The sequence below is a fragment of the Lentzea sp. NPDC003310 genome (assembly GCF_040610935.1).
Classification (GTDB): domain Bacteria; phylum Actinomycetota; class Actinomycetes; order Mycobacteriales; family Pseudonocardiaceae; genus Lentzea.
The window spans coordinates 369589-382623 of record NZ_JBEXNC010000007.1; the positions used below are offsets into that span (position 1 = coordinate 369589).

General features: G+C 69.6%; 11 protein-coding genes and 2 tRNA genes. 4 read left to right on the forward strand and 9 right to left on the reverse strand.

Annotated features, from left to right (window positions below):
* Positions 1 to 223: 223 nt before the first annotated feature.
* Positions 224 to 297, reverse strand: a tRNA-Lys gene (locus ABZX02_RS16925).
* 286 nt (positions 298 to 583) lie between these two features.
* On the opposite strand from ABZX02_RS16925, the gene ABZX02_RS16930 reads away from it, so the two are divergent.
* Positions 584 to 1717 (forward strand): Ig-like domain-containing protein, encoded by a 1134-nt coding sequence (locus tag ABZX02_RS16930; RefSeq protein WP_355299049.1) that lies wholly within the window; start codon positions 584 to 586, stop codon positions 1715 to 1717.
* Here ABZX02_RS16930 and ABZX02_RS16935 read toward each other — a convergent pair whose 3' ends face one another.
* The 3 genes from ABZX02_RS16935 to orn all read right to left on the reverse strand — a co-directional run bounded on the left by ABZX02_RS16935 (position 1718) and on the right by orn (position 4146).
* Entirely contained in the window at positions 1718 to 3343 is a 1626-nt protein-coding gene (locus tag ABZX02_RS16935; protein WP_355299051.1) for an ABC-F family ATP-binding cassette domain-containing protein, read from the reverse strand.
* A 58-nt stretch (positions 3344 to 3401) separates the two neighbouring features.
* Positions 3402 to 3474, reverse strand: a tRNA-His gene (locus ABZX02_RS16940).
* 66 nt (positions 3475 to 3540) lie between these two features.
* Entirely contained in the window at positions 3541 to 4146 is a 606-nt protein-coding gene (orn, locus tag ABZX02_RS16945) for an oligoribonuclease (RefSeq protein WP_355299053.1), read from the reverse strand.
* Between the two features lie 72 nt (positions 4147 to 4218).
* Between orn and ABZX02_RS16950 the strand changes: the two genes are divergently transcribed.
* Positions 4219 to 5739 carry a helicase HerA-like domain-containing protein gene (locus ABZX02_RS16950; RefSeq protein ID WP_355299055.1) on the forward strand — a complete coding sequence of 507 codons (1521 nt, stop codon included), beginning with the start codon at positions 4219 to 4221 and terminating at the stop codon, positions 5737 to 5739.
* Here ABZX02_RS16950 and ABZX02_RS16955 read toward each other — a convergent pair.
* Positions 5671 to 6945 carry an MFS transporter gene (locus ABZX02_RS16955; RefSeq protein WP_355299156.1) on the reverse strand — a complete coding sequence of 425 codons (1275 nt, stop codon included), beginning with the start codon at positions 6943 to 6945 and terminating at the stop codon, positions 5671 to 5673. The genes ABZX02_RS16950 and ABZX02_RS16955 overlap by 69 nt on opposite strands.
* Before the next feature lie 62 nt (positions 6946 to 7007).
* On the opposite strand from ABZX02_RS16955, the gene ABZX02_RS16960 reads away from it, so the two are divergent.
* Positions 7008 to 7943 (forward strand): helix-turn-helix domain-containing protein, encoded by a 936-nt coding sequence (locus ABZX02_RS16960; protein ID WP_355299057.1) that lies wholly within the window; start codon positions 7008 to 7010, stop codon positions 7941 to 7943.
* Here the strand turns inward: ABZX02_RS16960 and ABZX02_RS16965 are convergent.
* The 3 genes from ABZX02_RS16965 to ABZX02_RS16975 form a co-directional block, all read right to left on the reverse strand.
* Positions 7922 to 9472, reverse strand: a complete 1551-nt coding sequence (locus tag ABZX02_RS16965) for a PH domain-containing protein (protein ID WP_355299059.1) — start codon at positions 9470 to 9472, stop codon at positions 7922 to 7924. The two genes, ABZX02_RS16960 and ABZX02_RS16965, sit on opposite strands and share 22 nt — an antisense overlap.
* A complete protein-coding gene (locus tag ABZX02_RS16970) occupies positions 9469 to 9894 on the reverse strand; it encodes a PH domain-containing protein (protein ID WP_355299158.1) in 426 nt (141 codons plus the stop codon). The genes ABZX02_RS16965 and ABZX02_RS16970 overlap by 4 nt, the downstream gene beginning before the upstream one ends.
* Positions 9895 to 10076: 182 nt before the next feature.
* Positions 10077 to 10211, reverse strand: coding sequence for a hypothetical protein (locus ABZX02_RS16975; RefSeq protein WP_355299061.1), 135 nt, complete (start codon positions 10209 to 10211; stop codon positions 10077 to 10079).
* 27 nt (positions 10212 to 10238) lie between these two features.
* Here ABZX02_RS16975 and ABZX02_RS16980 point away from each other — a divergent pair, with 27 nt between their 5' ends.
* Positions 10239 to 11477, forward strand: a complete 1239-nt coding sequence (locus ABZX02_RS16980) for a helix-turn-helix transcriptional regulator (protein WP_355299063.1) — start codon at positions 10239 to 10241, stop codon at positions 11475 to 11477.
* Positions 11478 to 11708: 231 nt separating this feature from the next.
* Here the strand turns inward: ABZX02_RS16980 and ABZX02_RS16985 are convergent, their stop codons facing one another.
* Positions 11709 to 13019 carry a LuxR C-terminal-related transcriptional regulator gene (locus ABZX02_RS16985; protein ID WP_355299065.1) on the reverse strand — a complete coding sequence of 437 codons (1311 nt, stop codon included), beginning with the start codon at positions 13017 to 13019 and terminating at the stop codon, positions 11709 to 11711.
* Positions 13020 to 13035: the final 16 nt, after the last annotated feature.

Below are 13035 nucleotides of genomic sequence, written 5' to 3' on the forward strand. Positions count from 1 at the left end.
GCTGTCCGAACCCGCCGATCCCGGCAACGCGTCCGCCCTGGATGTCTGGGGCCACCCCGAACGGTCCTGGTGCCGGTCGGCGTTCAGGGCCGAGGCGGACCGCGTGCGCCGACCGCGACTACCTGATCCAGGCCGCCGGACTGTGACTCGCACGGCGAATTCCATTCATCACCCGAAAAGCAGAGAAGCAGGTAGAGACGAATCTCTACCTGCTTCTCTGGAGTACGCCGCCAGGGACTCGAACCCCGGACCCGCTGATTAAGAGTCAGCTGCTCTAACCAACTGAGCTAGCGGCGCTTGTTTGTGTGCCGGAGCCTTGCTCGTTCCGACGTGAAGAACGTTAGCACAGCGCCTCCGCGCGTTCCCAATCGGCTGGTCAGCGCGGGTTTGGGGGTGCATCGGCCACGTAACGATCCGGCCACTCGAGCAACTTCCGGCCACCCCCTGTCGTCACTCTGACGGGGGACGCTGAAACGACTTCGTGCAGGCAGTCTCGGGAGCGGGCGACAAGCAGATCGGAAGTACGTCGATGGGGATGTGGAGCAGGCGCGGTCGTGGGGTGGTCGCGGCGGGAATCGCTGTGATGCTGATCGCAGGCTGTTCGGGCGGCGGCGAGACGGCCACCGGTGCGGGAGGGGAGTCGAGCTCTGCTCCTCCGCCTCCGCCCAAGCCCGTCACGCTGACGCTCGCGCTGAACAACGGCGCGGCGGACGTCATGCCCGGGCTGCCGGTCATCGCCACGGCGGCGGACGGGAAGCTGACCGAGGTCAAGCTGACCAACCCCGACGGCAAGTTCGTGCTGGGCAAGATGAACGACGAGTCCACTCAGTGGACCAACACCGAGCCGCTCGGGTACTCGAAGCAGTACAAGCTGTCCGCGACGGCCACGGGTGCGGACGGCAAGTCCGAGACCAAGGAAGCGACCTTCACCACGGTGAAGCCGCGGACGCTGACCTACGTGTCGACCAACCCCCAGGACGGCACCACGATCGGCGTCGGGCAGCCGCTCGCCTTCTACTTCGACGAGAAGGTGGCCGACAAGGTCGCGGCCGAGAAGATGCTGGAGATCACCACCGAGCCCAAGGTCGAGGGCGCCTTCTACTGGTTCAACGACAAGGAGGTGCACTGGCGTCCGGAGAAGTTCTGGAAGTCGGGCACCAAGATCACGATGAACATCAAGGTCTACGGCAAGCACATCGGTGACGGCATCTACGGCCAGGAGGACCGCACGATCACCACGACGGTCGGTGACGAGGTCATCCACGAGGCCGACGGCCAGACGCACCAGGTGGTCACCAAGGTCAACGGCCAGGTCGTGCGCACCATGCCGACGTCGATGGGCAAGCCGGCCGACGCCACCCCCACCGGCACGTACGTGCTGATGGAGAAGCACGCCCACATGATCATGGACTCCACGACGTACGGTCTCGCGCTGGAGAACGGCGGCTACAAGACGCCGGTCGACTGGGCGTACCGCATGTCCAACAGCGGCATCTTCTTCCACGGCGCACCGTGGTCCATCGGCGACCAGGGCAAGCGCAACGTGAGCCACGGCTGCCTGAACCTGTCGCCCGAGAACGCCAAGTGGGTGTTCGACAACAGCAAGCAGGGCGACGTCGTCATCGTCACCAACTCGGGCGGGCCGGCGCTGGAGTCGTGGGACGGCTTCGGCGACTGGCAGGTCCCGTGGGCGACCTGGGTGCAGGGCAACCGCTAGCTACGACACCGTCACCTGGCCGCCCGACACGGTCAGGTGACGGTTCACCTGCACGGCCTCGAGCATCCGCCGGTCGTGCGTGACCAGCAGCAACGTGCCGGTGTAGCTCTCCAGCGCCGACTCCAGCTGCTCGATCGCGGCCAGGTCCAGGTGGTTCGTCGGCTCGTCGAGCACCAGCAGGTTCACCCCGCGGCCCTGCAGCAGCGCGAGGGCCGCCCGCGTCCGCTCTCCCGGTGACAGCGACCCGGCGGGACGCAGCACGTGGGCCGCCTTCAGGCCGAACTTCGCGAGCAACGTCCGCACGTCGGCCGGGTTCATCTCCGGCACGGCCTCCTGGAACGCGTCCACGAGCGGCAGGTCGCCGAGGAACAGCCCGCGCGCCTGGTCGACCTCGCCGACCACGACGCCGGAGCCCAGCGTCGCGTAGCCCGAGGACAGTTCCGCACGACCCAGCAACGCGGCGAGCAGCGTCGACTTGCCCGCGCCGTTCGCGCCGGTGATCGCGACCCGGTCCGCCCAGTCGATCTGCAGGTCCACCGGGCCCAGCCGGAATCCCCCGCGCTCGACCACCGCCGCGCGCAGCGACGCCACCACCGCGCCGGACCGGGGTGCGGCGGCGATCTCCATCCGCAGCTCCCACTCCTTGCGCGGCTCCTCGACGACGTCCAGCCGTTCGATCATGCGGTCGGTCTGACGGGCCTTCGACGCCTGCTTCTCCGTGGCGTCCGCACGGAACTTGCGGGCGTTCTTGTCGTTGTCGCCCGCCTTGCGCCGTGCGTTCTTCACGCCCTTTTCCATCCACGCGCGCTGCATGCGCGCACGGGCCTCCAGCGAGGACTTGGTGTCCGCGTACTCCTCGTAGTCGTCCCGTGCGTGCTGACGGGCCCGTGCGCGCTCCTCGAGGTACGACTCGTAGCCACCGCCGTAGAGGTGCACGGCGTTCTGGTGCAGGTCGAGCTCCAGCACGCTCGTGACCGTGCGGGCCAGGAACTCGCGGTCGTGCGACACCAGCACGGTGGCGGCGCGCAGGCCCGTGACGAACTTCTCCAGCCGCTCCAGACCGTCGAGGTCCAGGTCGTTGGTCGGCTCGTCGAGCAGGAACACGTCGTAGCGGCTCAGCAGCAGCGAGGCCATGCCGGCCCTGGCCGCCTGGCCGCCGGACAGCGAGGTCATCAACGCGTCCAAGCCCACGGACAGGCCGAGGTCGGCGACGACCTCCAGTGAGCGTTCCTCCAGGTCCGCGCCGCCGAGCGCGAGCCACTGGTCCAGTGCGTCGGAGTAGCCCTCGTCGTTGCCCGCGGTCAACGCCTCCGTGGCGGCGTCCAGGGTGCGCTGCGCCTCGGCGACGCCGGTGCGGCGGGCCAGGAAGTCGCGCACGGTCTCGCCCTCGAAGCGCTCCGGTTCCTGCGCGAGGTGGCCGACGTTGGCCGAGGGCGGGTTCAGCGTGACGCGACCCGACTCGGCGGGGATCAGGCCGGCCAACGTGCGAAGCAACGTCGACTTGCCCGCGCCGTTCACGCCGACGAGGCCGATGACGTCGCCGGGGGCGACGACGAGGTCCAGGCCGGAGAAGAGGACGCGATCACCGTGACCGGCGGCGAGGTCCTTGGCGACGAGCGTGGTCATGAAGGCTCCCGTAAACGTGAAGAAAGGCCCCCGCAAAAGCGGAGGCCTTTCGACAAAGGGTGAGTGACGGGACTTGAACCCGCGACACCTGGGATCACAACCCAGTGCTCTACCGACTGAGCTACACCCACCATGTGCCGGTCGTTGACCGGCGAGGAAAGCATAGCAACGGCAGCCACCGATATTGAAATCGGGGTCTACTTGACGTCCTTCAGCAGGTCAGCGGCCACGGCCTGGGCCTGCTCGGTCGTCGGACCGGGCTGCGGCACGAACGCCGTCCGCCGGTAGTACGCGAGCTCCCGGATCGACTCGACGATGTCCGCGAGCGCCCGGTGCGCGAGACCCTTGCCCGGCTGCGCGTAGTAGATGCGCGGGTACCAGCGCCGGCACAGCTCCTTGATCGACGACACGTCGACCATGCGGTAGTGCAGGTGGGCGTCCAGAGCAGGCATGTCGCGCGCGATGAAGCCGCGGTCGGTGGCGATGGAGTTGCCGGCCAGGGGAGCGGTCCGGGGGTCCGGCACCCACTCCTTGATGTAGGCCAGCACGGCGGCCTCGGCCTCCTCCAACGAGACCGCGGAGGCGCGCACCTCCTCGGTCAGGCCCGACTTGGCGTGCATCTGCATGACGACTTCCGGCATCGAATCGAGCACCTCGTCGGAGGCGTGGATCACGATGTCCACACCCTCGCCGAGCACGTTCAGCTCGGCGTCCGTGACCAGTGCCGCGATCTCGATCAGAGCGTCCTTGCCCAAGTCGAGTCCGGTCATCTCGCAGTCGATCCACACCAGACGATCCATCACGCCCCGAACATTACTGCGCGGAGCGTCAACTTCGAGTGGCGGCGTGCAGCAACCTGGTTACGCTCCCCGTGCATGACGGCTCAAGCTGAGATCGCTGCCGGGTACGCGTCGCAGGGCGCTGCCATCGAACTCGGTGCCGTGCTGGTCGACGGGACCGTCGAGTCGACCGCACACGTCCGCATCCCGTTGTCCATGGTCAACCGCCACGGACTTGTCGCAGGCGCAACGGGAACGGGCAAGACCAAGACCCTCCAACTGCTCGCCGAACAGCTCTCCAACAACGGCGTGCCGGTGCTCATGGCGGACGTGAAGGGCGACTTGTCCGGTCTGTCGCAGCAGGGCCAGGACAGCGACCGGACGAAGACCCGCGCGCAGGACACCGGGGACGACTGGACGGCGACGGCCTTCCCCGTGCAGTTCCTGTCGATCGGCACGGGCGGCATCGGGGTGCCCCTGCGGGCGACGATCACGAGCTTCGGGCCGATCCTGCTGTCGAAGGTGCTCGGCCTGAACGACACCCAGGAGTCGACGCTCGGGCTGATCTTCCACTGGGCGGACTCGAAAGGTCTGCCGCTGCTCGACACGAAGGACCTGCGCAGCGTCATCCAGCACCTCACCAGCGACGAGGGCAAGGCCGACCTCAAGGGCATCGGCGGTGTCTCGAGCTCCACGGCGGGCGTGATCCTGCGGGCGCTCGTCAACCTGGAGGCGCAGGGCGGCGACCGGTTCTTCGGCGAACCCGAGCTCGACCCGGCCGACCTGATGCGCGAACGCGACGGCAAGGGTGTCGTGAGCCTGCTCGAACTGGCCGAGCTGCAGGGCAACCCGGCGCTGTTCTCCACGTTCCTGATGTGGCTGCTGGCCGAGCTCTTCGAGACGCTGCCGGAAGAGGGCGACGTCGAGAAGCCCAAGCTCGTCTTCTTCTTCGACGAGGCGCACCTGCTGTTCTCCAACGCCTCCAAGGCGTTCCTCGACCAGATCACCCAGACCGTGAAGCTCATCCGGTCCAAGGGCATCGGCGTCTTCTTCTGCACGCAGCTGCCGACCGACATCCCGAACGACGTGCTGTCGCAGCTCGGCGCGCGCGTCCAGCACGCCCTGCGCGCGTTCACGCCCGACGACCAGAAGGCGTTGGCGCGCACGGTGAAGACGTACCCGACGACCCCGCACTACGACCTGGAGAAGGCGCTCACGTCGCTCGGCATCGGCGAGGCGGTCATCACGGTGCTGAGCGAGAAGGGCGCGCCGACCCCGGTCGCGTGGACGAGGCTGCGGGCGCCGCGCTCGTTGATGGACACCATCGGCAACGACGCGATCAAGCAGGCGGCTCGGCAAAGCGATCTCCACGGCAAGTACGCGGAGACCGTCGACCGCGAGTCGGCCTACGAGCAGCTGATGGCCAAAGTCGCGCCGCCCCAACAGGAACAATCCCCGGAAGCCCCTCCCGAGCCGAAGCGCGAGAAGGAGGAACCGGGGATGGTCGAGAAGGTGCTCGGCAACAGCGCCGTCAAGTCGTTCCTGAGGTCAGCCGGCAGCGCCCTGGCGCGCGAGATCACGCGGGGCCTCTTCGGGACCTCGCGCAAGCGACGCTGACAGCACCGCCGCGCCGATGCAGAGCCCGCCCGCGACGTACCAGGCCAGGTCGTAGCTGCCCAGGTGGTCGCGGGTGAGCCCGGCCGCCGACGCCGCGAGGGCCGCGCCGAGCTGGTGCGACGCGAACACCCAGCCGAACACCACGGGTCCGGACATGCCGAAGTACTGGCGGCACAGCGCCACGGTCGGCGGCACGGTCGCGACCCAGTCGAGGCCGTAGAAGATGATGAACACCAGCATCGACGGGTGCGCCGACTCGGCGAAGAGCTGCGGCAGCAGCATCAGCGACAGGCCGCGCAACGCGTAGTAGCCCGCCAGCAGCAGCCGCGAGTCGACCCGGTCGGTCAGCCAACCGGACGCGATGGTGCCCACGATGTCGAACACGCCGACCAGCGCCAGCAGCCCGGCGGCGGTCGTCGTCGGCATGCCGTGGTCGTGCGCGGCGGGGATGAAGTGCGTGCCCACCAGCCCGTTCGTCGAGGCTCCGCAGATCGCGAACCCGCCGGCCAGCAGCCAGAACGGCCGGGTGCGAGCGGCCGAGGTCAACGCGCCCAGGGCACGACGGGCCGCGCCACCGGACGGCGGCGGGGGAGTGTCCTCGGTCGCGCCGAGCGGCAGCAGACCCACGTCCCGCGGGTACTCGCGCAGGAAGAACGCGGCCAGCGGCACCACGGCGAACGCGGCGATGCAGATGACCAGCGACGCGTACCGCCAGCCGTAGGACCCGGACAGCCACGCCACCAGCGGCAGGAACACCAGCTGCCCGGCCGCGCCACCAGCCGTCAGCACGCCCGTGACCAGGCCGCGGTGCTTCACGAACCAGCGTCCGGTGATCGTCGCGACGAACGCGAGCGCCATCGACCCGGTGCCCAGCCCGACCACGACGCCCCACAGCAGGATCAGCTGCCACGACGCGGTCATGAACACGGTGAGGCCGCTGCCGATCGCGACCATCGTCAACGCGTAGGTGACGACGACGCGCACGCCGAACTTGTCCATCAACGCGGCCGCGAACGGCGCGGTCAACCCGTACAGCAACAGGTTGATCGAGATGGCGAGCGAGATCGTGCCGGTGCTCCAGCCGAACTCCGCCCGCAACGGCTCGATCAACGCTCCCGGCGCCGCGCGGAACGACGCGGCACCCACGAGGGCGATGAAGGACACCCCTGCGACAACCCAGGCCCAATGCAGTCTCACGCGGACCAGGTTCGGCGAAAAGCGACGCGGCAACCAGTGGCCCGATGGCCAACATGTGAAAGAATCGGGCCATGCACCGGATCGCCGTTCTCGCCCTGGAGCAGTCGGTGGCGTTCGACCTCGGCAGCTCGACGCACATGTTCGCCCGGCTCAGGGACCGCTACGAGGTCGTCGTCTGCTCGCCGGACCGCCGCCCGATCCCGACGAGCGGCGGCTTCACCATCGCGCCCGAGCACGGCCTGGAGGTGCTGAAGGACGCGGACACGGTGCTCGTGCCCGGCACCTACTACCAGCCGGCGCGCGAGGGGTGGCTCGAACCGGCCGTCCTGGAGGCGCTCACGACGACGAAGGCGCCGCGGATCATGTCGATCTGCACGGGCGCGTTCGTGCTGGCGGCGGCCGGGCTGCTCGACGGCAGGCCCGCGACCACGCACTGGAACACCACCGACGAGTTCCGCCGCCTCTACCCGAAGGTGCGGCTCAACCCGGACGTGCTGTTCGTCGACGACGGCGACGTGCTCACCTCGGCGGGCGTCGCGGCGGGCATCGACCTCTGCCTGCACGTCATCCGGTCCGACCACGGCAGCGAGGTCGCGAACTGGATCGCCCGCTACTGCGTCGTGCCGGCGTGGCGGCAGGGCGGGCAGTCCCAGTTCGTCGACCGGCCGGTGCCGAGCTACCCGGACACCTCGACCGCGTTGGCCCGCGAGTGGGCGTTGGAGCGGCTCCAAGAACCGCTCGACCTCGCCGCGATGGCCGCGCAGGTGCGGATGAGCGTGCGCACGTTCACCCGCCGCTTCCGCGCGGAGACGGGCATGTCGCCGGGCCAGTGGCTGACGCAGCAGCGCGTCGACCGGGCCCGGCACCTGCTCGAGTCCACCGACCTGCCGATCGACCAGGTCGCGAACCACGCCGGCTTCGGCACCGGCGCGGCTCTGCGGCAGCAACTGGCCGCGTCGATCGGGGTGTCCCCGAGCGCCTACCGTCAGACGTTCCGCTCCGCCTGACCGTCCACACCGGACTCGACGAGGAACGGCCGCAGCAGGTCCGGCACGGCCGCGTCCGCCAGGGCCAGCCCGTCGGCCTCGCCGACGTCGGTGACGTGGTAGACGCCCGCACCGGCGGCGGTCGTCGCGCCGATCGTCATCAACCCGCTGCGCCGCTGGAAGAACGACCGCCGGATGCGCCACCCGATGATGCCGGTGCGCTGCAGCGCGACCGTGCTGCGGACGAGGGAGTTGTTGCGCGTCACCAGGTACCGCTCGTCCAGCGCGTTGCCGAGCGACCGGTAGTTGTCCCAGCCGACCAGCGCGGCGAACGGCAGCACCGCCACCGGGATCGGCCACGCCCACGACGGTGCGAAGACCGCGAGACCGACGGCGATCACGATCCACGGCGCGGTGTGCCGGAAGAGGCTGCGGCGCAACGCGGCGAACGGGTGCCTGCGCAGCCGCAACGTCGTCGGGTCGTTGCCGACCTTGAGCACGTCCCGCGACACCTGGTGCGCCACCGACAGCGGCGCGGGCGGCAGCAACAGGTTGCTCTCGCCCTTCGACCCCAGGCCCGTGGTGACCGCGGCGAGCTTCGCACCCCTGCCGGCGCGCACCAGCAGCGGTTCCTGGATGTCGACGCCCCGGAGTCGTTGCTCCTCCACCGAGACCGACCGGGTGGTGAGCAGACCCCGCTGCACGCGCAGGGTTTCGTCCGGCTCGCGGGTCAGGCGGTAGTTCCAGAACTGCAGGATGTAGAGCGGCACGGAGAGGATCAGCCCGACGACGGCCAGCGCCACCAGGAAGCCGGCGAAGAGCGCGAGGCTGGGGTTCTCGAAGAGCCACTCCCACAGGTCCTGCACCGGGTGCAGGCCCAGGTCGTCGGCGTAGTTCGACAGCACGCCGAAGAGGGCACCGATCGCGACGAGACCGGACAACGACAGCGGCGCGTACTTCAGCCACTTCAGGTCGAGCTGCGAGATCACCTCGGACTCGGGCACCGGAACCGGTTCCGCGTGCTCGCCCTCCGCGGCCGCCGGACGAGGCGCGACCCCCTTCTGCAGCAACAACAAACGCAGCCGTTCGGCCTCCTGCTGCGTCACCGCGTCGAGCGTCAGGCCGTCCGTGCCCGGGACGTCCTGCTGGCCCGTGCCGATCCGCACCGCGGACAGGCCGAAGATCCGGTGGCCGGGCTTGGAGGTGAGGTCGACCGTCCTGATGCGATCACGCGGCACCGCGAGCTGCTTGCGCGTCAGCAGACCCGTGTGCAGCTCGACCCGTTCGTCGGTGATGCGGTACTTCGTGGTGCGCCAGATGAGATAGCTGAAGGTGAGGATCGCCGCGACCGTCGCGCCGGACGCGATGAGCCGCCACTTCTCGCCGTTGCCGGTGAACAGCAGCACGAGGATCGGCACCAGCATCGCGATGCCCTCGTTGAGCGGCCGCACGACCAGCATCCGCACGTGCAGGCGGTGCCACTCCTGCAACGGTTCCGCGAACTCCGGTGCGGCGGGCAGTCCCGCCGGGACCTCGGAGGGGAGGCTCACGTGGCATCACCCGGCGTGGCCTGGGTGGTGTTCGTCAGCTCCACCACGAGCCTCTGCGCGGTCTCGTGGTCGAGGCCCTCGATCTCGACCGGACCGGCGGCCGACGCCGTCGTCACCGTGACGGTCGAGAGGCCGAGCATCTGCTGGAACGGCCCGCGTTTCGTGTCGATCGTCTGGATGCGCGACACCGGCGCGACCCTCCACTCCTGGCTCAGCCAGCCGGAGAGCGTGTACACGGCGTCCGGCGTGGTCTCCCAGCGGTGGACGCGGTAGCGCCAGGTCGGTTCGACCGCGGTGTGCACGACGCCGACGACCGCCGTGGCGATCATGAGCACGAACTCCCACGTCGGCGGCTCGTCCACCAGCAGGTACACGACCAGCTGGGGCACGAACAGCACGAGCCAGAAGACGGCGGCCTGCATCGTCCACAGCAGGACGGACTTCGGGCTCACCTGGTGACGAGGCGTGCGCAGTTGCAGAGTCACCCCTCAAGGGTGCCTCACCCGCGCGGGGCGGTGTGGTCAGGAGGGGGAAATCCGTGTGTCGGTGGCCGGGGTGGTCCCGCTTGCGAGGGAGGCGGGACCACCCCGGCCGGTCGGGACGGTCAGGGCTGGGCGCAGTACGGGGGAGTGAACTTCGAGTCCGTGTCGTCCGCCGACGCCGCGCCGGACATCGCGAGCACCGCCCCCAAACTGAGGATCACGGCCGCGATGGTCCGGGCGATAGTGTTCAACTTCATTGAGGGCTCCTTCGTTGGGTGGCGGCCGTGGATGAGGGCAGGAAGTCGTTGACGAGGTTCGGTGCGCGGTTGCGGGCGGTCCGGCTGCAGCGCGGTCTGTCGCAAAAGGACCTCGCGTGCCCCGGCGTCTCGATGAGCTACGTGTCGCGCCTGGAGTCCGGCGAACGAGTCCCGTCGCCCACCGTCGTCCGCCGGCTCGCCGAGGTGCTCGGCGTCGACCCGTCCGAGCTCGTGGTCGACGAGGACCGCACGGCCGTGCAGGACGAGGCGCTCGCGTGGTGCGAGGCCCTGCTCGCCTACCACGACGGCGACCTGGTGCTGGCCGTCGACCTGCTGGACACGCTGGGAAAGCGCACCGACGAGGAGATGTTCGGCTGGTGCGTCCGCTGGACGCGGCTGGCGGTGCTCGCCCGGCAACGCGACCACGAGGGCCTGCTGCTGGCGGCGGGGAAGCTGCGCAAGTCGTGGTCTCCCGGTCCGGCGGTGGACGCGCTCGTGGAGATCCTGCGCGCATCCTCGTTGCGGCGCCTCGCCCGGACGGCCGAATCCGTGAAGGCCGCGACCGAGGCCGTGGAGCTGGCGGCCGGTGACGGCGAACGGGTGCGTCGCGTCCACACGCGCGCTCTCATCGCGTTGTGCGCGGAGCTCGCCGCGGCCGGGCGGCTGGCCGACGCCGAACAGGTCGTGGACCAGCTCTCGGTGCGGCTGCCCGAACTCGGCCGCGACCGCCTCGCGATCTCCACGTGGTGGGTGCGCGCCAAGGTCGCGGATCGCCTGGGGGACAGGACGGAGGCCGCGCACTGCATCCGCGAGGCCGTGGCGCTGCTCGACGACTTCGAGGGCGATCCCGAGTACGGCTGCCGGGTCCGCCTGGCGGGGGCGGCCATCTCGCTGCGCTCGCCGGGGGTGAACCTCGACGACGTGGTCGCGTTGCTGGACGAGGTCGAGAAGACCGTCGCGGCGCTGCGCCGGCCGGAGGGACTGCTCGCCCACGCCCGCGCGTTGCGGGCGGAACTGGCGCTGCGCGAGGGAGAGGTCGACCGGGCGCGGGCGCTCGCGGAGGCCGCGCTCGCCACGGGACGGCTCGACGAGGAGCAGCAGCTGCGGTGTCACCTGCTGCTCGTGCGGGCGGCGGACGAGGTCGACCCGGACGAGAGCGGGGACGCGCGCACGGCGCTGGCCGCGTTGCTGGAGCACATCAACCCCGAGGGCGTCGACCCGTTGCTGTGGCGGGACGTGGCACGCATCGCGCTGCGCAAGCACTGACGCTTCGGCCCGGCGGCGTTGCCTCCCCATGACCGCCCCTCGCTCGTCAACCGGACACCTTGTTACCGGAGCATGACACAGACCTGTTACCCATCACGACACCCAATTCAACCGCGTGAGCGTAGGTAAATCACCCGCTAACCGGCAGTTCCCGGTCGGCGTCGAGCGACCGAACGGACGATGGTCAACTTGTCTGGTCGGAGCAGTTGTCAATCGTTTGACAATGCATGTCTAGCGCGCTGTCAGGTTCATCCACCAGACGATGGCGCCGGCGCGGCCGTTGACGTCAAGGGTCGTGTAGATGCGCTGTAGATGGTTCTGCACGGTCTTGGGGGACAGGCCGAGCGACTCCGCGATCATCGCCGTGCTCTCCCCGGCGGCCACGAGCCGCAGCACCTCGATGCCGCGTTTGGTGAGTCCCGCCCGCAACGCGTGGGCGATCCGGGCGTTCGTGTGCTCCGCGGTACCGGTCTCGTGCAGCTCGCCGGAGTGCGGGACGCGCACCGCCGCATCCTCCCGCCTAGGCTCAAAACGCTTGTGCGCCAACTGTTCCACGAGCCGTGACGACAGGTCGTGCTCGCGCATCCGGAGCAGGTCGCGGCCCTCCTGCAGCTCCCACAACCGGTACTGCTCCAGCTGCATCCGCGCGTGCCGCAGCGCCCGTTCCAGATCGCCGCACCGCTCGTGCGCCTCGCTCAGCTGCTGGTGCGCGTGCACCGCCACCTCCCGCGCCAGGCAGCTCATCGCGAGCTCGGCCGCCTGCGACAGCTGGGCGATCTGCTCCGCGTAACGCTCCCTCGAGCCACTGAGCCGAGCCCGCGCCATCAACGCCTCCGCCCGCGCCGCCGGACGGGTCCTTCCGGCAAGCAACTGGTCAGCGCGCTGCCAGCTGCGGTGCGCGCGGTCAAGTTCACCCAGATCGATGCGCACGTGTGTCAGCAGGACGTTCACCATCGCCATCCGCACCGGGTCGCCGAGCGTCTTCCAGCGGTCGCGGACCTGGGCGCACAACGCCTCCGCGCGGCGCAGCTTGCGCACGCACGGTTCCCCGTCGAGGCTGCACCGGCTCTCCTCGGTGCGGATCGTGCAGTGCTCGTGGTACTGCACGCGCAACACCCGTGCCTGTTCGAACAGCACCGAGCCGATCAGCTCGTTGTCCCCGGTGAGCTCCGCGAGACCCAGCGCGCGGGCGAAGGAGTTGAAGCTGCGCTCCCGCGAATCGAGACGCTGTTCCACCACGGCACGGGAAAAGCTGCACCGCGCCTGGAGTCCGATGTGGCGGTTGGCCGCGGCGATCGCCTGCACCTTGTCGATCGTGTCGAGCGCGCTGGGCCACAGCCCCCGCTTGCCCAGCGCCACCGACTGCGCCAGCACACCCTCGGCCACGCCCTCCGCGTCGTCCAGCCACGAGAACGCAGCCACCGCCTTCTCCGCGTGCTCCAACGCCTCGCCCGGCCTGCCTTCGTCCAGGGCGATGCGCGCCTCGCGCAGGTTGTGCACGGCGGTGGACCGCGGATCCGCGGTTCTGCCGGGAACCGTCATGGTCAAGCCCCCTCAC

Excerpts from the sequence above, each read along its gene's own strand:
- ABZX02_RS16930 (WP_355299049.1), top strand. The coding sequence starts at position 584 with ATGCTGATCGCAGGCTGTTCGGGCGGCGGCGAGACGGCCACCGGTGCG.
- ABZX02_RS16935 (WP_355299051.1), bottom strand. The coding sequence starts at position 3,343 with ATGACCACGCTCGTCGCCAAGGACCTCGCCGCCGGTCACGGTGATCGC.
- ABZX02_RS16950 (WP_355299055.1), top strand. The coding sequence starts at position 4,219 with ATGACGGCTCAAGCTGAGATCGCTGCCGGGTACGCGTCGCAGGGCGCT.
- ABZX02_RS16960 (WP_355299057.1), top strand. The coding sequence starts at position 7,008 with ATGCACCGGATCGCCGTTCTCGCCCTGGAGCAGTCGGTGGCGTTCGAC.
- ABZX02_RS16970 (WP_355299158.1), bottom strand. The coding sequence starts at position 9,894 with ATGCAGGCCGCCGTCTTCTGGCTCGTGCTGTTCGTGCCCCAGCTGGTC.
- ABZX02_RS16975 (WP_355299061.1), bottom strand. The coding sequence starts at position 10,211 with ATGAAGTTGAACACTATCGCCCGGACCATCGCGGCCGTGATCCTCAGT.
- ABZX02_RS16985 (WP_355299065.1), bottom strand. The coding sequence starts at position 13,019 with ATGACGGTTCCCGGCAGAACCGCGGATCCGCGGTCCACCGCCGTGCAC.